This window comes from Ruegeria sp. O5 (assembly GCF_056535105.1).
This window is the reverse complement of record NZ_JBQERN010000001.1, coordinates 446862-471576: the sequence shown is the minus strand read 5'-3', so window position 1 is coordinate 471576 and position 24715 is coordinate 446862. Positions and strand designations below refer to the sequence as shown.

At 57.6% G+C, this 24715-nt stretch carries 22 protein-coding genes and 1 tRNA gene; 8 read left to right on the top strand and 15 right to left on the bottom strand.

All coding sequences use genetic code 11. The features are described 5' to 3' along the window. Nucleotides 1-19: 19 nt before the first annotated feature. Nucleotides 20-1339, top strand: coding sequence for an ATP-binding protein (locus ACR0M3_RS02330; protein ID WP_480480750.1), 1320 nt, complete (start codon nt 20-22; stop codon nt 1337-1339). 273 nt (nt 1340-1612) lie between these two features. Here ACR0M3_RS02330 and ACR0M3_RS02325 read toward each other — a convergent pair. Further along, nucleotides 1613-1689, bottom strand: a tRNA-Ile gene (locus ACR0M3_RS02325). Nucleotides 1690-1796: 107 nt separating this feature from the next. On the opposite strand from ACR0M3_RS02325, the gene purM reads away from it, so the two are divergent. The 3 genes from purM to rnd all read left to right on the top strand — a co-directional run bounded on the left by purM (nt 1797) and on the right by rnd (nt 4708). Then, nucleotides 1797-2843 carry a phosphoribosylformylglycinamidine cyclo-ligase gene (purM, locus tag ACR0M3_RS02320; RefSeq protein ID WP_480480752.1) on the top strand — a complete coding sequence of 349 codons (1047 nt, stop codon included), beginning with the start codon at nt 1797-1799 and terminating at the stop codon, nt 2841-2843. Beyond that, a complete protein-coding gene (purN, locus tag ACR0M3_RS02315) occupies nt 2840-3436 on the top strand; it encodes a phosphoribosylglycinamide formyltransferase (RefSeq protein WP_480480754.1) in 597 nt (198 codons plus the stop codon). Before purM ends, purN begins: the two co-directional genes overlap by 4 nt. A 114-nt stretch (nt 3437-3550) precedes the next feature. Then, nucleotides 3551-4708 (top strand): ribonuclease D, encoded by a 1158-nt coding sequence (gene rnd / locus ACR0M3_RS02310; RefSeq protein ID WP_480480756.1) that lies wholly within the window; start codon nt 3551-3553, stop codon nt 4706-4708. 6 nt (nt 4709-4714) lie between these two features. On the opposite strand, the gene ACR0M3_RS02305 is transcribed toward rnd, so the two are convergent. Further along, complete coding sequence (locus ACR0M3_RS02305) at nt 4715-5245, bottom strand: hypothetical protein (protein ID WP_480480758.1); 531 nt, start codon at nt 5243-5245, stop codon at nt 4715-4717. Between the two features lie 138 nt (nt 5246-5383). Between ACR0M3_RS02305 and ACR0M3_RS02300 the strand changes: the two genes are divergently transcribed. Further along, nucleotides 5384-5794, top strand: coding sequence for a SufE family protein (locus ACR0M3_RS02300; protein WP_267367543.1), 411 nt, complete (start codon nt 5384-5386; stop codon nt 5792-5794). Between the two features lie 2 nt (nt 5795-5796). Here the strand turns inward: ACR0M3_RS02300 and ACR0M3_RS02295 are convergent, their stop codons facing one another. The 3 genes from ACR0M3_RS02295 to ACR0M3_RS02285 form a co-directional block, all read right to left on the bottom strand. Beyond that, nucleotides 5797-6456 carry a DUF1638 domain-containing protein gene (locus ACR0M3_RS02295; RefSeq protein WP_480480760.1) on the bottom strand — a complete coding sequence of 220 codons (660 nt, stop codon included), beginning with the start codon at nt 6454-6456 and terminating at the stop codon, nt 5797-5799. Nucleotides 6457-6533: 77 nt separating this feature from the next. After that, on the bottom strand, nt 6534-7571 hold the full coding sequence (locus tag ACR0M3_RS02290) for a Hint domain-containing protein (RefSeq protein ID WP_480909526.1): 1038 nt from the start codon (nt 7569-7571) through the stop codon (nt 6534-6536). A 146-nt stretch (nt 7572-7717) separates the two neighbouring features. Next, the gene (locus ACR0M3_RS02285) at nt 7718-8416 is read right to left on the bottom strand and encodes a corrinoid protein (protein ID WP_209503809.1); all 699 of its coding nucleotides are present in this window, start codon (nt 8414-8416) and stop codon (nt 7718-7720) included. Between the two features lie 270 nt (nt 8417-8686). Between ACR0M3_RS02285 and ACR0M3_RS02280 the strand changes: the two genes are divergently transcribed. Further along, nucleotides 8687-9754 (top strand): PA0069 family radical SAM protein, encoded by a 1068-nt coding sequence (locus ACR0M3_RS02280; RefSeq protein ID WP_480493089.1) that lies wholly within the window; start codon nt 8687-8689, stop codon nt 9752-9754. 93 nt (nt 9755-9847) lie between these two features. Here the strand turns inward: ACR0M3_RS02280 and gltA are convergent, their stop codons facing one another. Both gltA and gltX read right to left on the bottom strand, forming a co-directional pair. After that, a complete protein-coding gene (gltA, locus tag ACR0M3_RS02275; protein WP_480485519.1) occupies nt 9848-11143 on the bottom strand; it encodes a citrate synthase in 1296 nt (431 codons plus the stop codon). A 121-nt stretch (nt 11144-11264) separates the two neighbouring features. Further along, complete coding sequence (gene gltX, locus ACR0M3_RS02270; RefSeq protein ID WP_480909844.1) at nt 11265-12665, bottom strand: glutamate--tRNA ligase; 1401 nt, start codon at nt 12663-12665, stop codon at nt 11265-11267. A gap of 78 nt (nt 12666-12743) precedes the next feature. Between gltX and ACR0M3_RS02265 the strand changes: the two genes are divergently transcribed. Further along, nucleotides 12744-14792, top strand: coding sequence for a ComEC/Rec2 family competence protein (locus ACR0M3_RS02265; RefSeq protein WP_480909524.1), 2049 nt, complete (start codon nt 12744-12746; stop codon nt 14790-14792). Here the strand turns inward: ACR0M3_RS02265 and lexA are convergent. The 6 genes from lexA to ACR0M3_RS02235 all read right to left on the bottom strand — a co-directional run bounded on the left by lexA (nt 14786) and on the right by ACR0M3_RS02235 (nt 19611). Further along, entirely contained in the window at nt 14786-15484 is a 699-nt protein-coding gene (lexA, locus tag ACR0M3_RS02260) for a transcriptional repressor LexA (protein ID WP_267364515.1), read from the bottom strand. The two genes, ACR0M3_RS02265 and lexA, sit on opposite strands and share 7 nt — an antisense overlap. Before the next feature lie 78 nt (nt 15485-15562). Beyond that, the gene (locus ACR0M3_RS02255; protein ID WP_480485523.1) at nt 15563-16735 is read right to left on the bottom strand and encodes a molybdopterin molybdotransferase MoeA; all 1173 of its coding nucleotides are present in this window, start codon (nt 16733-16735) and stop codon (nt 15563-15565) included. Beyond that, nucleotides 16732-17205, bottom strand: a complete 474-nt coding sequence (gene moaC, locus ACR0M3_RS02250) for a cyclic pyranopterin monophosphate synthase MoaC (RefSeq protein ID WP_267364518.1) — start codon at nt 17203-17205, stop codon at nt 16732-16734. Before moaC ends, ACR0M3_RS02255 begins: the two co-directional genes overlap by 4 nt. Continuing rightward, nucleotides 17205-18017: an indole-3-glycerol phosphate synthase TrpC gene (gene trpC / locus ACR0M3_RS02245; RefSeq protein WP_480909521.1), complete on the bottom strand. Its 813-nt coding sequence runs from the start codon at nt 18015-18017 to the stop codon at nt 17205-17207. Before trpC ends, moaC begins: the two co-directional genes overlap by 1 nt. Continuing rightward, entirely contained in the window at nt 18014-19033 is a 1020-nt protein-coding gene (gene trpD / locus ACR0M3_RS02240) for an anthranilate phosphoribosyltransferase (protein WP_480909519.1), read from the bottom strand. Before trpD ends, trpC begins: the two co-directional genes overlap by 4 nt. After that, nucleotides 19030-19611, bottom strand: a complete 582-nt coding sequence (locus ACR0M3_RS02235; RefSeq protein WP_480472961.1) for an anthranilate synthase component II — start codon at nt 19609-19611, stop codon at nt 19030-19032. Before ACR0M3_RS02235 ends, trpD begins: the two co-directional genes overlap by 4 nt. A gap of 199 nt (nt 19612-19810) precedes the next feature. Between ACR0M3_RS02235 and ACR0M3_RS02230 the strand changes: the two genes are divergently transcribed. Then, a complete protein-coding gene (locus tag ACR0M3_RS02230) occupies nt 19811-21238 on the top strand; it encodes a divergent polysaccharide deacetylase family protein (protein ID WP_480564597.1) in 1428 nt (475 codons plus the stop codon). A 45-nt stretch (nt 21239-21283) separates the two neighbouring features. Here ACR0M3_RS02230 and trpE read toward each other — a convergent pair whose 3' ends face one another. Next, a complete protein-coding gene (gene trpE, locus ACR0M3_RS02225; protein ID WP_480909515.1) occupies nt 21284-22795 on the bottom strand; it encodes an anthranilate synthase component I in 1512 nt (503 codons plus the stop codon). 11 nt (nt 22796-22806) lie between these two features. Beyond that, nucleotides 22807-24648 (bottom strand): SurA N-terminal domain-containing protein, encoded by a 1842-nt coding sequence (locus ACR0M3_RS02220; RefSeq protein ID WP_480909512.1) that lies wholly within the window; start codon nt 24646-24648, stop codon nt 22807-22809. Between the last annotated feature and the right edge of the window lie 67 nt (nt 24649-24715).

Below are 24715 nucleotides of genomic sequence, written 5' to 3'. Positions count from 1 at the left end.
AGCCCGCTAGGTTTAGCGCATGTCCACGCACTGGCTCAAACCCTATATGCCACGCAGCCTTTACGCCCGGGCAGCATTGATTCTGGTTCTTCCTGTGATCGTGCTGCTTCTGGTCGTTGGAGTTGCTTTTCTTCAAAAGCATCTGGAAGATGTCACTGACCAGATGACGCGCGCAGCCTCAAGGGAAGTGATGCTGATCACCACCATGATGGAGGGGGCCGAGACGCAGCACCAGGCATTGGCCGAAGTGCGCCCGGATCTTCTGGCGCTGGAAATGCAGGCCAGATTTCTGCCCGCCAACGAAACTCCCAAAATTGACCGTCCACGGTGGTACGACTTTATAGCACCGCAGGTCGAGGCCGAGCTTCGTGCAAGGTTGCCAGAGCTGAGTGCTGTAGCGTTGCCAAGCAGCCGCGAAGCGCGTCTGTACCTGGATACACATCTGGGGGTGCTGGAACTGACCTTTGACCGGCGCAGATTGTCGCCAGCGGCGCCGCATCAGTTGATCGTGACGATGCTGTTTTTCGCGATCATAATGACCTCGATTTCATTTCTGTACATGCGAAACCAGTTGCGCCCTATCACACGGCTGGCCAATGCGGCGCAGGCGTTTGGACGAGGGCGGAGCGTACCATATTCACCGGGCGGTGCCATCGAAGTACGCGCGGCGGGGAATGCGTTTTTGGATATGCGGTCACGGATCGAACGTCAGATCGAACAACGGACGCTGATGTTGTCCGGCGTCAGTCATGACCTGCGCACGCCTCTGACGCGCCTGAAACTTGGACTGGCAATGTTACCTGAGGATGAGGCACGACCTTTGCTACAGGACGTGGCGGAAATGCAATCCTTGGTTGATGCATTCCTCGAATTTTCGCGCGGGGCGTCCGAAGGATCGCCCGAGGAAATCAACCCGGCGGAATTTGTTCGACAGATTGTGGATGACGCCAATCGGGCAGGGCATCGGGCCGAGTTGGTCACTGTCGAGGGTGAGGGAACGGCAATGCTGCGCCCTATGGCTGTTCGTCGGGCCGTTGAAAACCTGATCGGCAACGCCGTGCGCTACGGCAGCCGTGCTGAGGTCAGCCTGTCGCTGAACGCCAAGTCGATGCGCATCCGTGTCGAAGATGATGGCCCTGGAATTCCCGCAGAGCAGCGCACAGAGGCGGTCAAACCCTTTACGCGGCTCGACCCAGCGCGCAACCAGAATCAGGGCAGTGGCGTGGGTTTGGGGTTGGCGATCGTGGCGGACGTTGCGCGCGCCCATGGTGGAACTCTGAGACTGGCCAAAAGTGAACGCCTGGGCGGTTTGTGCGCGGATATAATTATTGGCCGGTAAACGCCTGGCACCTTTGCCGCTCCAAACCTGCGCCAATATGACGATGTTCTGAGCCGAGGCGCTGGATTTCTCGCGAGATGATTTCGGAGTTTTTAGTAAGACCTGTCATCCCACGGCGATTAAACCGAAAGCGAAAATCGATGAACTGAATAAATTCTTCTGATTTCCAAGCGTATGTGGACAGGGTACGCAAGACGTGACGAACGCCTGAGGTCATAAATACAAACAAAACCAGCAGGATGGGCGGTGTGTTCAAGGAACGTGGCGGTGATTTGGTAGGCCCGGAGGGACTCGAACCCCCAACCAAAGCGTTATGAGCGCTCTGCTCTAACCAATTGAGCTACAGGCCCGCCTAGGCGCATTGCGTATCACGGTGAACAGCCGCGTCAAGCCTGACCGTTGCAACAAACGCCACAATCGAATAACCCGCCCGCAAAGCATTCAAAAGGAACTGGCCATGACAGCGGGCAAGAACGGAATCACCTATGCCGATGCAGGCGTGGATATTGACGCGGGCAATGCTCTGGTTGACCGGATCAAGCCCGCAGCAAAGCGAACCAACCGCCCCGGTGTGATGAGCGGTCTGGGCGGTTTTGGCGCACTGTTCGACCTGAAAGCTGCTGGGTATCAGGATCCCATTCTGGTTGGTGCCACGGACGGGGTTGGTACAAAACTGCGAATTGCGATCGATACCGGCGTCGTGGATGGGGTTGGCATCGATCTGGTGGCCATGTGTGTCAATGACCTGATCTGTCAGGGGGCCGAGCCCCTGTTTTTTCTCGACTATTTCGCGACAGGCAAGCTGGACACAGATACAGCCGCGCGGATCATTGAAGGAATTGCCGAAGGCTGTGCACAATCCGGTTGTGCTCTGATTGGTGGCGAAACTGCCGAGATGCCCGGCATGTACCCTGATGGCGATTTCGATCTGGCCGGATTCTCGGTCGGGGCAATGGAACGCGGTGCCGATCTGCCTTCGGGGGTGCAGGCGGGGGATGTGCTGCTTGGTCTGGCCTCGAACGGAGTGCATTCCAACGGGTACTCACTGGTACGTAAACTCGTCGAACTGTCTGGTCTGGGCTGGGATGCACCGTGCCCCTTTGGTGAAGGTTCGTTGGGCGAGGCGCTGCTTACACCGACGCGCCTTTACGTCAAACCGGCCCTGTCCGCGATCCGCGAAGGTGGCGTTCACGCACTGGCCCATATCACCGGTGGCGGTCTGACCGAGAACCTGCCGCGCGTATTGCCGGAAGGGTTGGGGGCCCAGATTGATCTGGACAGCTGGCAATTGCCGTCTGTATTCAGCTGGATGGCGCAGATTGGCGGTATTGCGGAAGCCGAGATGCTCAAGACCTTCAACTGTGGCATCGGTCTGATCATGGTGTGCGATCCTGATAAGGCCGATCAGCTTTCGACCTTGCTGGCCGAGGCTGGCGAGACCGTGTCGCGGATCGGTACGGTCACCGAAACGCCCGGAGTTGCCTATTCGGGCAAACTGCTGTGAACCACAAGCGCGTCGCGATCCTGATTTCTGGGGGCGGGTCCAACATGGTGTCGCTTGTCGACAGCATGACCGGTGATCACCCGGCGCGGCCCTGTTTGGTCCTGTCCAACGATGCGCAGGCGGGTGGGCTGAAAAAAGCTGCGGACCGTGGCATTCCGACCGCAGTGGTCGATCACCGGCCATTCAAGGGCAATCGCGCAGCCTTTGAGGCTGAGTTGCTAAAGCCTTTGGAAGACGCGCGGCCGGATATTGTCTGTCTGGCCGGGTTCATGCGGGTCCTGACCGCGGATTTCGTAACGCGCTTTCAGGGGCGAATGCTGAACATCCACCCCTCATTGCTGCCCAAATACAAGGGGTTACATACCCACGCCCGCGCAATTGAAGCGGGCGATACGGAGCATGGCTGCTCGGTCCATGAGGTGACGGCGGCTCTGGATGATGGCCCAATTCTGGGTCAGGCACGGGTGGATATCGAACCAGCGGATACCCCGGAAACTCTGGCTTCAAAAGTTCTGATCCGGGAACATGAACTTTATCCAGCGGTGCTGCGCCGCATTGCCGAAGGCAACAGGTCACCCGTTCTCATGCAGTGAGGTTCCGAGGGTGATTTACACTCGCCTGAAAATCGTCCTATGGTCGTCGGTATCGCTTGGGGGCGAGGGAAATTACGGGCACTCACAAGAGCAAGAGCAAAACTAGTACGGCGCATGAAAACTCTGACGACGACGCAAGAACTGGCTGATTTCTGCAAGGCGGCCGCAAGCTATCCATACATCACAGTCGATACCGAGTTTCTGCGCGAGCGGACCTATTATTCGAAACTGTGCCTCGTGCAACTGGCGCTTCCCTCTGATGATGAAGACAGCGCGGTTCTGGTTGATCCGCTGGTTGATGGCCTGTCTCTCGAACCGCTGTATGAGCTTTTCCGAAACGAGAACGTGGTCAAGGTGTTTCACGCCGCGCGTCAGGATCTTGAGATTTTCTGGGTCGAGGCCGGTGTTTTTCCCAACCCGTTGTTCGACACACAGGTCGCCGCAATGGTCTGCGGGTTTGGCGAGCAGGTCGGCTATGAGACGCTGGTGCGGAAAATCTGCAAACAGGGCGTCGACAAGACGTCGCGGTTCACCGATTGGTCCCGTCGTCCTTTGACGGAAGCCCAGAAAACATATGCATTGGCGGATGTGACGCATCTTCGCAAGATCTACGAATATCTTGCTGCGGAACTCAAAAAGACGATGCGCAGCCACTGGGTGGCTGAAGAGCTGCGGACGCTGACACAGCCTGCCACGTATGACATTCGCCCCGAAGAGGCGTGGAAGCGGGTCAAAACGCGAACCAACTCGGCCAAGTTCTTGGCTGTTGTGCGCGAGCTGGCGCAGTTCCGCGAAAGGTATGCGCAGGAACATAATGTACCGCGCAACCGGGTCTTCAAGGATGACGCCTTGATCGAACTGGCGTCGACCAAGCCCAAGACAATCGCCGATCTCGGTGGATCGCGCCTTTTGTTGCGCGAGGCGCGAAAAGGACCGATTGCCGAAGGTATTCTTGCTGCGGTGACGAAGGGCACAAATTGTCCGCAGGAAAATCTGCCGAAGATCGACAATTCCCGTGACAACCTGAAGGTCAACCCGGCTTTGGCCGACTTGCTTCGGGTTCTGCTGAAATCCAAAACCGAAAGTTCGGGCGTTGCGGCCAAGCTGATCGCAACAAGTTCCGAGTTGGACCAGATTGCCGCGGGCGAGCGAGAATTGCCCGCGATGTCAGGTTGGCGTTACGAAGTCTTTGGTGAAGACGCGTTGAAACTGTGCGAGGGGAAAATCGCGCTGGCGGCCAAAGGGCAGGCGGTCAAGGTCGTCTCACTTTAACGGCGATTACCGCCGCCGCGATTCCAAGGTGTTCTGTTGCCCGACGACACGGATCAGGCGAATGCCTTCAAGATCCTGAGTCGAAACATTTATGGCATCCGACACCATTCTTGTTCGTTCAGATCCTTGTGGGGTCTCTGAGTTGGGGTAGTTCACGCGGAATACAAATTCCAGAATTCCCTTTTCTTTGTTTTCTTCTGAATTAACCGAAACCAAGCGTGCGTTATAGGCACCCTGCCGAAGCGCGGTGCCAGAGGAATAAATGATCGCGCCTGACGGTATTGGCTCGATCCGCAGCTCATCGATTTTGGCGATTGGAACACTGGTGTCTTCGGCATCTGGGCGCGAAAACAGGCCGCTTCCCTCTCTTGCCTTGGGAACCAACGCATCGGCGGCATTTGGGTCCGGCGGTGTTTCAGACTTCACAGACTTGCTGGAGCCAAACCAGTTTGACGGATTCACCCGCGAGTCGCGCCAGCTGCCGCAGGCAGTCAGGGTCAGCATGGCGATGATAAGAACGAACAGAGACTTTTGCATAGACCCACTGCTTTTCACACGAATTCAGACAATGGGTTAGCGTATATTCTTCGCGTTGAAAAGCCACAGCTGGGGCTGGACAGCAGGTGGTCGTCGGCATAGGTCACATTGTGATTTCAACGAAAGGATCACTGCGCCATGGCCACGCCTGCCTTTGAAGACATTGTCGAGGATTTCGAGTTTCTCGAAGACTGGGAAGACCGGTATCGCCATGTCATCGAACAGGGCAAGGCGATGGAGCCTTTGGATGACGCGTTGAAGGTTCCGGCGACAAAGGTTCACGGCTGCGCCAGTCAGGTCTGGCTGCACCCGATGATCGAAGCAGGTGTGTTCAAGTTTGATGGTGACAGTGACGCGCTGATCGTTCGCGGGCTGATCGCCGTGCTTCGGTCCCTATACAACGGTCTGCCGGTGTCCGAGGTGCCGCAGGTCGATGCGGCAGCGGAACTGGCCCGATTGGGCTTGAACGATCATCTGTCAGCGCAGCGGTCCAATGGTCTGCGGGCCATGATTGAACGCATCCGCCAGGTCGCGCAGGAAAACGCCTGAGGTCACTCAGGGCGGTTTGCCCAGTCTGACAAAGTGGTTTCCAGATCGCCGTAGCCGGTGAAACGCCGTTCGAACGCCAATCCCATGCGGTCCGCGCATTCCCGTGCGCGTTCGGTCAGTTTCGGATCGTCGATCTGGGCCTGATAAATCAGTTTGGTGTAATTGCCGAAATACATGTCCCGCAGTTCCGGGTGGCGATCCAGACCCAGTGGTTTCCAGACAAATGCGTCGAACTGGCGGGCCAGAAAATCAGTCAGGTAGAAGGCAGTTGTTTCGTCCTCGCCGCGTTCCTGAAAGGCCTGATTGCCTTCGAAGAACGAATAGCAATGAGGGCCTTTTACCATCTCGACGCCCAGTTTTTCACAAGCGGATTGCAGCAGACCTCCGGTTCCGCAATCGGCGTAAACCACATAGATTTTTTCGAACCTGTCGCGGTGTTTGGCCACGCTGTCTTCAACTGCTTGGGTGATCCGTTCCGGATGAACATGCAGGATTGCAGGCAGGCAGGTCAGCGCCATGTGATCCCAGCCGTTGCGCGTTTTGATATCCAGAATTTCGCGCGCAAGCGCCCCGCAGGCGATCAGCAGGATGCTTGCGTTTTCCACGCCGTCATAGCCTTTGGTCGTCAGGCTTGCATCATCTGGTAACGTATCGCTTGGCATGGATCGGCATCCTTATGGGCTCATAGCACAAGAGAATGAAAACAGCTTGCAGGCAAGCCTTCTTCCGACATCTCGTGTCAGGCTGCCGACGTTCGTGTTTCGAATGCCGATAACAGAGGCCGAGCGGGCGGGCCGTAGGCGACAGTACCTTGCTTTGATATCTCGGGGAACAAGGACAGGATCTCTTGTCGGGCTGACTGTTCAAGGGCGTTCCAGCTTTGGGCACCGGGATGAAAGCTCTCGCTCAGGCAGCCTTCCGACCAGAGCAGCTCATGCTGATCAAACAGAATGTGAATGTAGGTTACGATCCCGCCGGGTTTGAGGATGATGTCATGTCCGTTGATCAGGTGTTTGGCGGGGGCCAGTGCTTCGTTTTGGCCGGTATGCAGTTCCAGGCGCCAGCTCTGGATCAGCATCCTGTGTTGCTGCGACACCAGAAGATCGCGGGTGTTCCCAAGCGCGCCTGCCTTGAACAGGACCGGCGCGAACACGCCAACCGCCTGAACCCGCCGCTGCCCGACCCAGCGCACCGTTTGAAACCCGTGATCAAGGGTTTCCACCCAGTCGCCGGGGCGCAGCGTTTCCACTGGGCGTTCCCCTTTGCGGGTTCTGATCAGCGTGCCGGAGGTAAAGCAGGGGACCAGGTCCCAGTCTTCACGGCTGGACACCATGCCTGAATATCGATTGCCAGCAAGGCTGTTGAAGGTGATCGAATGTATAGGCCCCGCTTCCAGAGCGGCTTGATCTGCATTGGCCGAGAACTCAGGCACCAAATATGTGTTGCCATCCACATCCTGCGCGACAACGGCAGTAATGTTTGCACTTGTGCCGTCAAAATAAGTGACGGTGGCGTGGTACACTGATGTGCCATCAAAGGTTTGCGGCTTGCCGCCGTCGATCGAAAACCGATCATTGGCAGACATGTTGTTCATGTCATAGGCAGAGCCGGAGTTTCCAACCACGTTCCACGTCACGCTGTTATGCGCCAGCGGCGCGTCCGCGTGACCAAAGGTTTGCCCAACCAGGGCAGAGGCGTTTTCGGCGACATTGTTGCCCTCGGCGATATCGATATCGGCAAGTTTGCCCAACGAAATGGCTGTGAAAGACTGCGGCACGGAACCCCCGAAACTTGGACGTTTCGGTTTTTAACCGCACTTTCGTTTACAAACGGATAATCGATACACCTCATGAAGGGGCGGAGCGCTGAAACGAAAAAGACCGCCCGAAACGGGGCGGCCTTTTAAGAAAAACCTTAAAGGTCTTAGCCAGCCAGTTGGTTGTGCTTGCGGCCCACGAAATCCTTGGCGGTTTCCACTGCAACCGCAGCGTCACGGCAGTAGGCGTCTGCACCGATGGCTTTGCCGAACTCTTCGTTCAGCGGCGCGCCACCGACCAGAACAATATAATCGTCGCGCACGCCCTGTTCGACCAGGGTGTCGATAACGACTTTCATGTAGGGCATCGTGGTGGTCAGCAGGGCGGACATACCCAAAATGTCGGGCTGTTCCGTTTCCAGTGCTTCCAGGTAATTCTCGACCGGGTTGTTGATTCCCAGATCGACAACCTCGAATCCTGCACCTTCCATCATCATCGACACAAGGTTCTTGCCGATATCGTGGATGTCACCCTTCACGGTGCCGATGACCATCTTGCCAACACGCGGAGCACCGGTTTCGGCCAGCAGCGGCTTGAGGATCGACATGCCGCCTTTCATCGCGTTGGCTGCCAGCAGAACCTCGGGAACGAACAGAATGCCGTCGCGGAAGTCATGGCCCACAATGGTCATGCCGCCAACCAGAGCTTTGGTCAGGATGTCATACGGCGTCCATCCGCGTTCCAGCAGGATATTGGTGCCTTCTTCGATCTCTTCTTTCAATCCGTCATAGAGATCGTCGAACATCTGATCGACCAGTTCGTCATCATTCAGTTCGGACAGGACGATATCTTCTTCGTCGGACATGGGGTATTCCCTGTGCTGGGCGGGCCATCGGCCCGTGGTGGCATTTTTTCCGTTTTGGCCAAAACGTCGCATTCTGACTGTGACGATTGCGACGTTGGTCGTTTCGGGACCGACCTATATGCCAAAAATGGCACCGGCTCGATTGAAAAGTCTGCAATATTATCCTGTTTATTTTTCATCAATGCTTCCCGGTTTCTTCGCGGTGCTGGCTTGCACAGGATTCGTTTCAGGCTTATCGTGAGATAGGAACAAAAAGGGAACATATGTGCCGTGAGCATCGGGCATATCATCAAAGCAAGGGGGGTGACGTCCAATACGACCGGGCGGTTTGAACGGTTTGCAACGCAGGCTGTTGATGACGGGTGGGACATCGATGAAGACTTGCCGCCCTTGCGAACCGAGACGCGGGATGAGGTGGCGCGCAGTGCTATCACCTATAACCGTTCACCTGATTTGCCTTTTGATCGTTCGATCAACCCATATCGGGGGTGTGAGCATGGCTGTGTCTATTGTTTCGCCAGACCAAGCCATGCCTATCTGGGCTTGTCCGCAGGACTGGATTTCGAAACCCGCCTTATTGCGCGCCCCAACATGAGCATCGTTCTGCGCAAGGAACTGTCGGCAAAGTCCTACAAGGTCGCCACGCTCGCGATCGGGACAAACACTGACCCTTACCAGCCCATCGAAAAAAACCGCCTGATTACAAGGTCGTGCCTTGAGGTCTTGCAAGAATTCAACCACCCGGTCGCAATCGTGACCAAAGGAACATTGATCGAGCGTGATCTGGATATTCTGGCTGACATGGCCAGCCGGGGATTGGCGCGGGTTGGTATATCGCTCACCACGCTGGATGCAGGTCTGTCCCGGCGGATGGAGCCTCGCGCACCGTCTCCGGCGCGTCGGTTGCAGACGATCAGAGCGTTGACCGATGCGGGCGTTCCGGTTCGCGTGATGACCTCGCCTATTGTGCCTGGGCTGACAGATCATGAGTTGGAGAGCCTGTTGGACGCTGGAAAAGAGGCGGGCGCAGATGCGGCAAGCTGGATCATGTTGCGATTGCCCCGCGAAGTCTCTCATCTTTGGCAGGACTGGCTGGCAGAGCACGAACCCGCCCGTGCAGAAAAGGTCATGTCCAAGCTGCGTGAAATGCATGGCGGGCGCGACTATGATCCGCGCTGGGGGCACAGGATGCGGGGTGAGGGGGAATACGCCGAGCTCATCGCCCTGAGGTTTGCTAAAACCTGCAAAAGACTGGGGCTTTCGATCAAATCCGCTCCGTTAAGATGCGGCCTGTTTGCAGTTCCGCCGCAACCCGGGGATCAAATGAGCTTGTTCTGAAACCAAATGCCGAACCGTCCGCTGCTTCAGTAACGAAAGCAAAAGACCCCGGTTTAACCGGGGCCTTCTGGATTGATTGCGAACCCTAATGGCTCAGCGGTTTTCGATGTCCACGTAGTCGCGCAGTGTCTCACCCAGATACAGCTGACGCGGACGGCCGATTTTGTTCTGTGGATCTTCAATCATCTCTTTCCACTGGCTAACCCAGCCAACGGTCCGTGAAAGTGCGAAGATTGGTGTGAACATTGAGGTCGGGAAACCCATCGCCTCGAGGATGATACCCGAATAGAAGTCAACGTTCGGGAACAGCTTTTTGTCGGCGAAATACGGGTCTTCCAGCGCTTCGCGTTCCAGCTCTTTAGCGACCTGCAGTTTCGGGTTGTCTTCAATGCCCAGAAGATCCAGAACCTCGTCGGCCGACTGCTTCATCACCTTGGCCCGTGGGTCAAAGTTTTTGTACACGCGGTGGCCAAAGCCCATCAGGCGGAACGGGTCGTTCTTGTCTTTGGCGCGGGCGATGAATTCGGGAATGCGATCAACGGTACCGATCTCTTCCAACATCTCCAGACATGCCTGGTTGGCGCCACCATGGGACGGTCCCCACAAGCAAGCAATGCCGGCGGCGATGCATGCAAACGGATTTGCGCCCGATGACGATGCCAAACGCACGGTAGACGTTGACGCATTTTGCTCGTGGTCCGCGTGAAGCGTGAAGATACGGTCCATCGCGCGGCTGAGGATCGGGTTGACCTCATATTCTTCGGCGGGAACGCTGAAACACATGCGCAGGAAGTTCGACGCATAGTCCAAGTCATTGCGCGGATACACGAAGGGCTGCCCTGTGTGGTATTTGAAAGCCCATGCTGCGATTGTCGGCATTTTGGCGATCAGGCGATGCGAGGCGACCTCGCGCTGGTGCGGGTCCGCGATATCGGTCGAATCGTGATAGAAGGCCGACATCGCACCGACAACACCGACCATGATGGCCATCGGGTGCGCGTCGCGGCGGAAACCACGGTAGAAATACTGCATCTGCTCATGCAGCATGGTGTGGCGGGTGATTGTGGTTTCGAATTTCTCCAGATCTTTTGCGACCGGCAACTCTCCATAGAGCAGAAGGTAGCAGACCTCAAGAAAGTGCGATTTTTCGGCCAGTTGGTCGATTGGATAGCCGCGGTGCAGCAACTCGCCTTTTTCACCATCGATAAAGGTTATGGTGCTGTCGCAGCTTGCTGTCGAAGTGAAACCGGGGTCATAGGTGAATACACCTGCCTGACCGTAAAGCTTTCGAATATCAATGACATCCGGACCGGCGGTCGGGGAATGAACCGGCAACTCATACTCTTTGCCGTGAACGGTCAGAGTGGCTGTCTTGTTGCTGTCAGTCATGGGTATCCCTTCTTCATTCATGCGCACGCCAAAGGAACCTCGGGCAGTGCGGGCAACGACTGCGCGCTTTCGCGCAGTCCGGGTGTTAGCGGAGCAGCGTTACCCGTTTATGAAATTCGGGTTACTTCGCTGCTTCTGAAAGCCGCGCCAGGGTTTCATCCCGTCCCAGCACAAGCATCATGTCAAAAACCGAAGGCGTGACGGCCCGACCAGCCAACGCGGCCCTGAGCGGGCCAGCCAGCTTGCCGAACGTGAGCTCCTTTGACTCGGCAAAGGAATTCAGGGTCTCCTCCAGTTCGTTCCGAGACCAGCTAGCATTTTGCAGCTGCGGCGTCAATTCTCCCAGTATACCGTCGGATACAGATGCCAGCGCCTTTGCCGCTTTCCCGTCGGGAACAATCGGGCGACATGCCAGAACAAAATGAGCCTTTTCAAGGAGTTCAGGAAAAGTCCGCGCCCGATCCTTGAGGCAATACATCGCACGTTCCAAATCACTGGATTGTGAATCTGTCAGGGGCGGTAAAGCGGCAGCGGCCAAGTACGCTTCGATTTCACGCCGCAGCGCAGCATCATCGGAGATGGCGATGTGTTGACCACACAGGTTTTCCAATTTTTTCAGATCAAACCGGGCAGGGCTTTTGCCGATGCCGTTCAGATCAAACCAGTCCTTTGCCTGTGCATCAGTAAAGAATTCATCGTCACCATGACTCCAGCCCAAGCGGGCCAGATAGTTGCGCATTCCAGCGGCGGGATAGCCCATGGCCTGGTATTCCTGCGCGCCAAGCGCGCCATGGCGTTTGGACAGTTTCTTACCGTCTGGCCCGTGGATCAGCGGAATATGGGCCCAGACCGGAACATCCCAGCCCATCGCCTCGTAAATCATCATCTGGCGCGCCGCGTTATTGAGGTGATCGTCGCCGCGAATGACATGGGTAACACCCATATCATGATCGTCGACCACCACCGCCAGCATGTAGACCGGTGTCCCGTCGGAACGCAGCAAAACCATGTCATCCAGTTGGTCGTTGCGAATGGTCACGTTGCCCTGAACCTGATCGCGGATAACTGTTGTGCCGTCCTGCGGAGCCTTGATGCGAACGACAAATGGCAGGTCGGGATGTGCTGAAGGATCAGCGTCACGCCAGGGGCTGCGGAACAGGGTCGACTTGCCCTCGGCCCGTGCCTGTTCACGAAAGGCGGCAATTTCGTCCTGCGTCGAGAAGCATTTATATGCCTTTCCCTCGGCCAGAAGCTGGTGCGCGACTTCAGCATGCCGGGCAGCTCCTTCGAACTGGCTGATTACATCGCCATCATGGTCCAGTCCCAGCCATTCCATGCCCTGAAGGATCGCGGCGGTCGCCTCGGGGGTCGAGCGTTCCCGGTCGGTGTCTTCGATCCGCAGCAGGAACTTTCCACCACGTCCGCGGGCGTAAAGCCAGTTGAACAATGCGGTGCGCGCGCCACCGATGTGCAGAAAACCTGTGGGCGAGGGGGCAAAACGTGTGACGACCTGTTCGGACATGTTGAGGATTAACCTTTTGGTAACCGTATCTGGCATAGTTTGACGCCTGTCTAACGAGCCCGAAGGACGGGGGCAACCATGCGTGTTCTTGCACGGGTCGAGGCCGCGCTGCTGCACCAGACAGGTTACCTGTTTCCGTGGACGCCAGTCATGCTGGCAACGGGGATCGGTCTCTATTTCGGTGCCCGGAGCGAGCCCGGCTGGCCGGTATATGCAGGTCTGTCGTGCTTGTTCCTGGCTCTTTTTGCCTTAAGCCGCCGGCTGCCACCGGGGGTGGGAACGTTAGCGACCGGGGGGGCGCTGATTGCGGTCGGTGTAATACTGGCAGGTACTCGCGCCCATATGGTGGCAGAACCGGTTCTGTCCTGGCGGTACTATGGCCCTGTCGAGGGGAGGGTCGTCGCCATGGATCGGTCTGCCTCGGATGCGTTGCGGTTGACGCTCGATCAGGTGCGCGTAGGGGACGTACCGAATGAGCGCAGGCCGCGACGCATCCGTCTTTCTGTTCATGGCACGACAGACCCTTTTGCGCCTGGCCAACGGATCATGACCACAGCGCATCTTTCGCCGCCGCAGGGCCCGGTTGAACCTGGCGGGTTCGATTTTCGTCGCCATGCCTGGTTTCAGGGGTTGGGTGCGGTCGGGTATACCCGCGTTCCTGTTTTGACGATTGCGCCAGCCAAAGACGGTATTGGCGGTGTTCGGATTACCGCAATCCGAATGGCGATATCGCGGCGAGTGAAACAAATCCTGCCCGGAGAAATCGGTGGGTTTGCTGCTGCCGTCACCACAGGTGATCGCAGTGGTATGGGGCAAGAGACGCTCTTGTCCCTGCGCGCGTCGAACCTGGCGCATTTGCTTGCCATTTCCGGACTTCACATGGGGTTACTGACGGGTTTTGTTTTTGTGGCCTGTCGCATTGGTTTGTCACTGATCCCCTACGTGGCATTGAGGCTACCTGTTCGAAAAGTTGCGGCTGTGTTCGCGCTGATCGCGGCAACGCTCTATTTGCTGTTGTCCGGCGGGAATATCGCAACCGAACGCGCCTATGTCATGGTCAGTGTCATGCTGGGGGCCGTGTTGATCGACAGGCGTGCGATTTCATTGCGTGCGGTTTCTGTTGCTGCGCTGATCGTTCTGGTTCTTTGGCCCGAGTCGCTGCTTAGCCCAGGGTTTCAGATGTCCTTTGCCGCAACGACAGCATTGGTCGCCGTCTTCGGTGCATTGCAAAAGGTGGGTCCGTTACCGGGCCCGAATTGGTTAAAACCGATTGCTGGCGTGGTTATGTCCTCGGCGATAGCCGGGCTTGCCACGGCCCCAATTGGCGCTGCGCATTTCAATACGATGTCTCACTATGGACTGTTGGCGAATCTGCTGTCCGTGCCCGTGATGGGCCTTGTTGTTGTACCAGCGGCGGTTATCGCCGCACTGGCGGCCCCATTTGGGTTGGAGGCTGTCCCGCTGACCGTAATGGGCTGGGCTCTGCATTGGATCCTGTGGGTGTCAAACTGGGTGTCACATCTCGGCGGTGCTCAGGGTTTTGTAGTCAGTCCGTCCTGGTATGTATTGCCACTTGTTGCTGTTGGGGCTTTGTGGCTGGCCTTGTGGCAAGGGCGGGCGCGTTGGTACGGGGTCGGGCCCGTCATTCTTTCATTTTTGCTTTGGAATTCGGGCCACAGGCCAGATGTTCTGATTGCAGAAAACGGGGGGTTGGTCGGCGTGATGACCTCTCAGGGTCGGGCCCTGAGTAAAAGCAAAGGCAGTGGGTTTGTCGCCAGCGTCTGGCTGGAGAATGACGGTGACGGTGTTGATCAGATTGCGGCAGCAGGCCGATGGCCGGATAGCAGCACCGTTCAGCGATACCCTTATCAGGATATGGAAATCATCCATATTTCGGGCAAAAAGGCCGCGCGCGCGTTCGACGAATGCAAACACAACCAGATCATTGTTTCGACGGTCGCGCTGCCCCTTGCGGGCGCGTGCGCCATCTTCGATCCGGATCACCTGAGCGAAACCGGCAGCCTGTCATTGTCGGACGGAAAGCTGACTTCCAGCGCAGAACTGACAGGCCAACGGCTCTGGTCCCCGAAGCCCGCAGGGGACCGTCGTTTAAAGCCGGGTCAATAGGTGCGGATCAGACCGACTAGGCGACCCTGAACCTTGACCATTTCTTCGGGAAGAACGCGCGTCTCATAAGCCGGGTTGGCCGCTTCGAGTGCAATAGCGTTGCCGCGGCGGAAAAAGCGTTTCAGCGTCGCTTCCTGATCTTCTACCAGTGCAACCACGATATCACCGTTATCAGCAGTCGCGGTTTCGCGGATGACGACCACATCCCCGTCATTGATGCCCGCGTCGATCATCGAGTCGCCGCGAACCTCTAGCGCATAGTGCTGGCCTTTTCCGGAAACCATGGGGCCGGGGACCGCTACGTGATGGGACACATGGCTGATCGCCTCAATGGGGACACCCGCCGCGATCCGACCCATCACCGGCAATTCCAGCGCATCCACCGCAACCGGCTCAATATTGGTCGGGCGGGGACCTTTGGGCCTGTCACCCTCGATCACGCGAGGTGAAAAACCGGCAGTTGGTTCACCGCCAAGGCTTTCGGGAAGTTTCACAATTTCAATCGCGCGGGCACGATGCGCGAGGCGACGAATAAAGCCGCGTTCCTCCAGTGCAGTGATCAGCCTGTGGATGCCGGATTTCGACCGCAGGTCAAGCGCGGCCTTCATTTCATCGAAACTGGGCGGAACACCGTCCGCCTGCACGCGTTTTTGGATGAATTTCAACAAATCCAATTGCTTCTTGGTTAGCATTGCTCACACCTCGTCGCTCATGCGTTTTCTTTTGTTCTACGCATGTTCACGTTTTGTGTCAATGAATTTGGGCGAAGTTCAGATCGGCAGGTACTGAACCGTTTCCCCGGTCTTGCGGGCGGGATCGTTCGGGGGACGGACCAATAGGGCGTTTGCCTGCGCCAGAACGCTAAGGAGAGAGCTGTCCTGATCTGCACAGGCCCGGATACCCGTTTCGCCCAGAACCGCGCGCATGTAATGCTCGCGCGGGCCGTTTTCTGTCAGTGGTTCGGTCAAGTGGGCAGACCGAAAGGGCGGCAGAACCAATTCCAACCCCAGCATCCGGCGCACCATCGGGGCAAGGAACAGATAGCCACAGACCATCGCGCTGACCGGGTTCCCAGGAAGTCCGACCATCGCGGTGCCACCCATGCGACCAGCCATCAGGGGTTTTCCGGGGCGCATTCGGATCTTGTAGAAAGACCGGTCCATCCCCAAACCCTGCGATACATCAGACACAAGGTCGTAGTCACCAACCGACGCACCGCCAATCGTCACGACGAGATCGGCCCCTCGCGCCAGGTCAAACGCAGTCTCAAGCGATGAAACCGTGTCCCGTGCAATCGGAAGGACACGAACCACAGCACCGAGCCCCTCAAGCAATGCCCGCAATCCAAACGTGTTCGACGCGATAATCTGGTCCGGTCCCGGTTCTTCGCCGGGCATGACAAGTTCGTCGCCGGTCGAGATCAGGGCAATCACGGGTTTTCGAGAAACCGGGACCTGCGCGATATTCATCGCAGCCATCAGGGCAACGTCTTCGGCGCGGATCATACGCGGTGCCGTGATGGGCGCGCCTGCCATGAAATCCACACCGGCAGGGCGGATGTTTGTTTTGGGGCCGGGGTCGTCTGTGATCGTGATCAGATCGCCACGCCGGTCGGTATCTTCCTGAATCACAACGAAGTCTGAGCCCTCGGGAACCGGAGCGCCGGTAAAGATACGTACGGCCTGACCGGGGCCTACTGAGCCGTCGAAACGACGGCCCGCGGCGGATTCTCCCACCACTTTGAACATGGCATGAAGCTCGACTTCGTCGGCTTTGACGGCGTAGCCATCCATCGATGATGCGGCAAATGGCGGCTGGTCGCGCGTTGCCACAACCTCGTGTGACAGAACACGTCCCGCAGACTGGGCCAGTGGAACCTGTTCCGAAGGTAGAGGGCTGACAAGATCGAACAGCAGGGCGCGCGCTTCTTCGACGGTAATCATTTCGCCTCGTAACGTCCTGATTTTCCGCCGTCTTTGAGGCTTACATGAATGCCGCCAATTTCCATCGCTTTGTCGACGGCTTTGGTCATATCGTACACAGTCAAGGCTGCGGTGGAAACGGCGGTCAGGGCCTCCATTTCAACTCCGGTTTGACCTGACGTCTTGACTGTCGCTTCGATCTGAACACCCGGCAGATCCGGGTCGAGGGTCAGTTCAACGGCAACCTTGGTCACTGGCAAAGGATGGCAGAGCGGGATCAGATCCGGCGTCTTCTTTGCACCCATGATACCGGCCAGGCGGGCAACGCCCAAAACATCGCCCTTTGCTGCGCGTTGTTCTGAAATGATTCCATAGGTTTCCGGCGCCATTTTCACGTGACCTACAGCTACGGCTATGCGATCTGTGACCTCTTTGCCCGAGACGTCGACCATGTGCGCCTGACCTTGAGCATCGAAATGGGTAAGCGGCATCACATCACTCCGGGGATAAGCGGATTGGACAGGATGTGGCGGGTGGCCGCTTCGACATCGTCCTGGCGCATCAGGCTTTCGCCGATCAAAAAGCACCGGGCGCCATAGCGCGCAATATCCCGCAAATCTTCCGGGTTGCCCAACCCGCTTTCACACACGATAGTACGGTCTGCCGGTACCAGTTTGGACAGGCGTCGTGTTGTATCAAGAGTGGTCTCGAAGGTTTTGAGATTGCGGTTATTTATGCCAATCAATGGGCTTTTCAGTTGGGCTGCGCGTTCAAGCTCGGCTTCGTCGTGCACCTCAATCAGAACATCCATCTCCCAATCAAAAGCGGTCTGTTCCAACTCGGCTGCCTGATCATCGCTGACAGATGCCATGATGATCAGAATACAGTCGGCTTCCAAAGCACGTGCCTCGACCACCTGATAAGGGTCATACATGAAATCCTTACGCAAAGCGGGCAGAGATGTCGCGTTACGCGCTTGTGTCAGATATTCCTTGGCACCCTGAAAGCTGGGCGTGTCGGTGAGCACGGACAAACACGCAGCACCGCCTTCTTCATATGCCTTGGCCAAGGCAGGTGGATCAAAATCAGGCCGGATCAAACCCTTGGAGGGACTGGCTTTCTTGACCTCAGCGATCAGGCCGTAACCTTGCCGGGACGCAGCTTGAAGCGCTGCGGCAAACCCGCGGGTTTCCGAAGCGGCACGTGCGTCACTTTCCAGCGTTTCCAAGGACTTCTGAGCCTTGTCTGCTGCGATTTCTTCCAGTTTGTAGGCTTTGATCTTGTCCAGAACGGTTTCGGTCATGCGGCCTCCTGAGTCTTGGCGGCCAAGGCCGTAATTTTGTTTTTGGCTTCACCGCTGTCGATGCTCTCGGCGGCCATGGCCACACCTTCGCGCAGATCACTTGCCGCATCAGCGACAACCAATGCCGCGGCAGAGTTCAGCAACACTGCGTCACGATACGCGGACGGGGTGCCGTCCAGCAGCGCACGAAATGCGATGGCGTTCTCTTCAGGGGTTCCGCCGAGGATGTGTTCGAAAGGGTGCACAGGCAGGCCAGCATCCTCGGGGTGCAGCTCGACCTCTTTGATCACGTCATCTTCCAAAGCGGCAACCCAGCTGATACCGGTGATCGTCAACTCGTCTGTCCCGTCCGATCCGTGTACCAGCCACGCGCGGTCTGACCCCAGCAAGCCTAGTGTTTCAGCCATGGGGCGGATCAGCTCGCGGCTAAAGGCACCCGTCAGTTGCCGTTTGACACCGGCAGGGTTGGTCAGCGGGCCCAGGATATTGAAAATCGTGCGCGTTCCCAGTTCCTGCCGTGAGGGCATAACATGCGCAATGGCCGGGTGATGCATCGGTGCCATCATGAAACCGATACCGACATCTTTCAGAGCACTTTCAACAACTTGTGGTCCAACCATAACGTTGATACCCATTTGCCCCAATGCATCCGCTGCGCCGGATTTGGAGCTTAGGTTGCGGTTGCCGTGTTTTGCGACTGTCACGCCAGCACCTGCGACGACAAATGCAGTCGCGGTCGAGATGTTCAGGGTGCCTTTCCCGTCTCCGCCCGTGCCAACGATGTCGATCGCCCCTTCGGGCGCCCGCACGGCATTGCACTTGGCGCGCATCACAGCCGCGGCCGCGGCATATTCATCAACCGTTTCCCCCCTTGTACGCATGGCCATCAACAGCCCGCCAATCTGGCTTGGCGTGGCTTCGCCGTTGAACAGGATGCCAAAGGCGGTCTCGGCCTCTTTACGGGTCAGCGGACGATCGGCGGCTGCTCCGATCAACGGTTTCAGCGCGTCGCTCATGCGGGGACTTTCAGTTCTTGCAGGAAGTTCTTGAGAAGGGCGTGACCATGCTCGGAAGCAATCGATTCAGGGTGGAACTGAACACCGTGAATAGGCAGTTCCTTGTGTTGCAGCCCCATGATCGTGCCGTCTTCCAGCTCGGCTGTGATCTCAAGACAGTCGGGCAGCGTCTCACGCTCGACCACCAGCGAATGGTAGCGTGTGGCTTCAAAGGGCGATGGAAGGCCAGCAAAGACGCCTTTTCCGGTGTGGTGCATGATGCCCATTTTGCCGTGCACAATTTCGTGGCACCGAACCACCTTGCCACCGAACGCCTGTCCAATGGTCTGATGCCCAAGACAAACCCCCAAAAGGGGTGTTTTGGTCTCGGCCGCCGCTTCGGTCAGAGCCAGACAGATGCCCGCCTGATCTGGGTCGCAGGGGCCGGGACTTAGCAGGATCCCAGCCGGGTTCATGGCCATTGCTTCTTGCACATCCAGCGCATCATTGCGGCGAATGACCATTTCGGCACCAAGTTCGCCCAAATAATGTACCAAATTGTAGGTAAACGAGTCGTAGTTGTCGATCAGCAGCAGCATATGGGCACTTATCTTCGCTTGGGCATTTCGGGCTGGCGATGCAACCCCGGGCCACGGTATAATGTCCGCACATACATGCTCAGGCTTGGACGGCAGCGTCAAGAGGACATACGGTTTCTGACGCCTCCAATTGACCGAGCGCCACACCAGATGGCGCAGAGCAGGGCGAGGCAGGGAAAAGAGGCGAAAGGCAGGAAATATGGGCGGATTTTTCGGAGGAATGGTCGCAGGGGCGATCGTTGTTTTGATCTTGGGTGCGGTCGTGTCGCTCAACACGCCGATGGTCAACACACCGGTTGTTGCGACCGAAGCACCAGCGCCGACGATTTCAGAAACACCAGAGGCGCCTACTGAACTTGCCGAGGATGTTTCTGATGCCGATCTGGTGGAACTGGCCCCGCGTGCGCCAGAAGCCGCCGATAATGCCAGCGAAGATCTGGCTGATTTGTCCGGGTTGGAAGCGTCATCCGAGCCGCAGCCCGAGGTTGGCAAAGCGGCTGAGGCCCCGAACGAGCCCGCTGCATCGGTCGCGACCGAAGTGTCTGTCATGACCGAAGCCCCCGCTGCGCCGCCCGAGCCTAGCCAGGTACCCGCAGTTCAGCAGGAACAGTCCGTGCCGGTTGTAATTGATGAAACCCCCACGCCGCCGACCGAGTCTGACACAACCGAGGTCGCAGTTCTTGAGCCCGAACCAAATCCGTTGCCACAGGTAGAGGCTGAACCACAAACAAAAGACACTACGACTGATAATTCATTTGAAAGCAGTCCGATTGCGGTGGAAGGGGATGAAGATACCTTGCCCCGAGAGCTTCCGCGTATTGCTGCGCTGCCTCAGATCGGGGGAGAACAGGAAGAAAGTGCCAGTTCGATTGTCGGAAAACGTATCCTGCCTTTGACGGAACGCGATGATGAGCCTGTTGCAGAACAGGCGATTTCCGAACAGCCATCTGCGGAAAAACCGATTGAACGTTTTGCCGCCAAGTTCGAGAACCCGGAATCTAAGCCGCTGATGTCGATCATTCTGATTGATGACGAAGGCGCGTTCGGGGCCGAAGCGTTGCAGGATTTCCCTTACCCGATCAGCTTTGCCGTGAACCCGTCTGATCCGGATGCGGCGGAAAAGATGGCACGGCACCGCGCGGCGGGGTTCGAAGTTCTGGCCCTTGCGGACCTGCCCGAAGCCGCGAGTGCGCAGGATGCCGAAGTTTCCCTGTCCGTGTGGCTGGATACATTGCCTGAAACAGTGGGTATTCTGGAAGGCGTGAACAGTGGCATTCAGGGAAACCGCAAGCTGGCCGATCAGGTCGCGGCAATTGCTGCCGGAACCGGACGCGGGTTGATCACACAGGACAATGGGCTGAACACTGTCCAGAAGTTGGCGGTTCGCAATGGCATTCCGTCCAGCGTTGTGTTCCGCGATATCGATGGGGCGCGACAGGATCCCAGAATCATGCGCCGGTTCCTGGATCAGGCCGCGTTCCGGGCTGGTCAGGAAGGAACCGTTGTCATGCTGGGGCGCGTACGGCCCGAGACAATCTCGGCCCTGTTGCTGTGGGGTCTTGAGGATCGCGGCAGCCGGGTAGCGATGGCGCCGATCTCGGCCGTCTTGATGAAACAGGTACAGTGACAGCTTGAAACAGGGCGGTGATCAATTGATCAGCCGCCCTTTTTTTTAACTGTTGCCGTTTCCGGTGAACCGAGCGGCATCTTCCGCCGCACGCCGTATGGCGTTTGACTTATGAACAGTCTCCATGAACTCGGCCTCGGGGTCGCTGTCATAGACAACACCGCCACCAGCCTGAATATAGAGTTTCTGATCCTTCACGATGGCCGTGCGCAGGGCAATGCACATGTCCATGTCACCGCCTGCGCTGAAATAGCCAACACCACCGCCATAGACGCCGCGTTTTTCCGGCTCAAGCTCGTCAATGATCTCCATCGCCCGCACTTTCGGCGCACCCGAGACGGTGCCCGCAGGCATCCCGGCAAAGAAGGCGTCCAGCGCATCTTTGTCTTCCGCCAGCTCACCCACCACGTTCGACACGATGTGCATCACATGGCTGTAGCGTTCGATGATGAACTCTTCGGTCGGGCGAACTGTGCCGATTTTGGACACGCGGCCGGTATCATTGCGCCCGAGGTCCAGAAGCATGAGATGTTCGGCTAGCTCTTTCTTATCGGCCAGCAGGTCAAGCTCGTTCGCTTTGTCTTCCTCGGGGGTCGCGCCACGGGGACGTGTGCCTGCAATCGGGCGAATGGTGACTTCGCTGCCGAACACCCGCACCAGAATCTCGGGGCTGGCCCCAACGACCTGAAAACCGCCGAAGTTGAAGTAGAACATAAACGGCGAGGGGTTGGTGCGCCGCAGCGAACGATAAAGCGCAAAAGGTGGCAGCGGAAAATCCTGCGTCCAACGCTGCGCTGGAACTACCTGGAAGATATCGCCAGCACGGATGTATTCCTTGGCCTTTTCAACTGCTTCCATATAGCCGGATTTGGTGAAGTTCGACACCGGCGCCGCAATTTCGCGCGCGTCGCCCAGATCACGGGTTTCGGCGGGCATCGCACGTTCCAGATCGCGGACCGCATCCATCACACGCTCGGCCGCCTGCGCATAGGCAGCTTTGGCAGATTGACCGTCGCTGGCCCAGGCGGGTGAAACCACCGTCACCTCGCCTTTGACGCCATCCAATACTGCGACAACAGACGGGCGCAACATGATCGCATCTGGCAGCCCCAGCGGATCGGGGTTCACGTCCGGCAGGTATTCGACCAGCCGAACCATGTCATAGCCCAGATATCCAAACAGCCCGGCGGCAGCCTGAGGCAGGTCGTCTGGCAACTCGATACGGCTTTCGGCCAGCAAGGCACGCAGGTTGTCCATTGGATTGCCATCCTGCGCTGCAAAGGCGTCGGCGTCGAACCGCGCCGAGCGGTTCAACTCGGACGTTTCACCGTGACAGCGCCAGATCAGGTCCGGTTTCATGCCGATGATCGAATAGCGGCCACGCACCTCACCGCCCGTAACCGACTCCAGCATGAACGCATCTTTCTGCGCTCCCGTCAGTTTGAGCATCAACGACACGGGTGTGTCCAGATCGGCGGCGAGACGTGTGTAAACCACCTGGTTTTCGCCCGCTTCATAGGCGCGTGCGAAGGTATCGAAATCGGGTGTCAGGGCCATCTTGGTCTCGCTTAAAAGCTCGCCTGCACGGCGTTCAGCGCCTGCTGATCCACGACCGGGCGGGCGCGGGTCTGAGCGTCCCGTACGTATGCGTCAAAAATATTCTGTGACAGCGCCTGATCCATCTGCGTTGCCAGTGCGTCGCGCAACCGGCGCAGTTCGTCGGAATCCTCGGGGGGCAGAACCTCGTCCAGACGCACCAGCAAGGCTGCACCATTTCCTCCAATGACGCGCAACTCACCGAGTTCCATCTGGAACACTTCATTCATGAAACTGGCGGGGACGTCATCAAGAAACGCGGTACGCGTCAGTGCGTTTTCAACGCGGAAGGGCAGGCCAGTCGCAGCGAAGTCACCATCAGTGGCCAGTTGGCTCAGTGCGGCGTTTGCTTTGTCCAGCAAGGCTTTGTTGGTCTCTGCCTGTACCCAGGCAGCGGCGACACGGTCGCGTGCGCTTTCCAGTGGTTCAGGGCGACGCGGCAGAACGTCGTTCAGGCGCAAGGCAAAGATCGATCCATCTTCGAGAAATGCGATTTCAGGGAAATCTCCTTCTTGCACGGCTTCGGCCGCCGCGCGGAACCCGTCATAGGCCGCTATGTCCTCGGCGCTGTCTCGGGTCCAGTCGATCTGACCCAGTTCCATTTCGGTTTCATTTGCCAGTTCTTCCAGAGTCGCACCGCCAGCCAGCATGTCGTTTATGTCTTCGGACTGAGACTCGATCAGGCGGCGGGCGCGTTCTGTCGCCAGTTCTTCGCGCAGGGCCGGTTCGGCCTCCTCAAAGGGAACGCTGTTTGCAGCCAGGGATCCGTTGACACGGAACAGGGCGGGGCCAAATACCGATGGCAGAGGGCCGACAACAGCATCAAGCTCTGCCGCGAACACGGCGTCGGCGGCCTCGCCCAGATCCTCACGCGTCAGGTCGCCGAGATCGATATCGGAAAGTTCCAGATCACGGTCACGAACCAGTTGTTCAAAGGTCGTTCCGCCGACCTCAAGTTGCGCCTTGGCGTCGTTGGCTGCTTGTTCATCCGGGAAATTCAGGCGCTCAACCAGACGGCGTTCCGGTTGATTATATTCGTCCGACCGCTCTTCAAAAAGTTTGCGAAGGGAATCTTCGTCAACCTCAACCGTGTCCACCAACATGGCCGGAGACAGAATCGCATAAGTCAGCTGTTTCGTGCGGGGCAGGGTGAACTGTTCAGCGTTTTCGTCATAGAAGGTCTGAATCTGCGCGTCAGTCGGTTCGGCCACGGGGGTTTCCAATGCCTCGGCCCCTGCCGTCGCAACGGTAAAGCTGCGACGGGCGCCAATGTAGTTGGCCATCGTTTCTGTCACGGTGGCAGGCATTTCCACACCCCCCATGATCGCACCTTGAACGATCGTACGGGCGGATTCTTTGCGCAGGTCCGTCTCGAACTCGGAATCCGTCATGCCGACCTGTTCAAGCTGAAAGCGGTATGCCTCGCGGTCGAAACTGCCGTCTACGCCCTGAAAGGCCGGAACTGACACGATCTCTTTTTGCAGGTTCTCATCGCCTATGGAAATCCCAAGCTGGCTCACCTCGTTGTCCAGCGCCGCCAAGGCCGTCAGGCGGGCAAGCGCGTTTCGGTCCAGCCCCAGATCCCGTGCCTGCGACATTTGCAGGGGCTGACCCGATTGCGCCTCAACCGCGCGGATCTCGCGCTGCAACTCGCGGACAAAATCATCGATCGAGATGCTTTCATCACCAACCTGCGCCACGGTACGGACTGTGCCGCTCAGGTTGACAGCACCGAACCCCGCGAGCCCCAGCATGAGCATGCCCATCAGAATCCAGACAAAGGTTTTCGAAAGACTTTTAGCGCCTGCGGCCATGGTGCCCTCTTGTTATTACGGCAGCGTTCTGCCCTGTCGGTTGCCGCCTTGAATACGACGCACACCG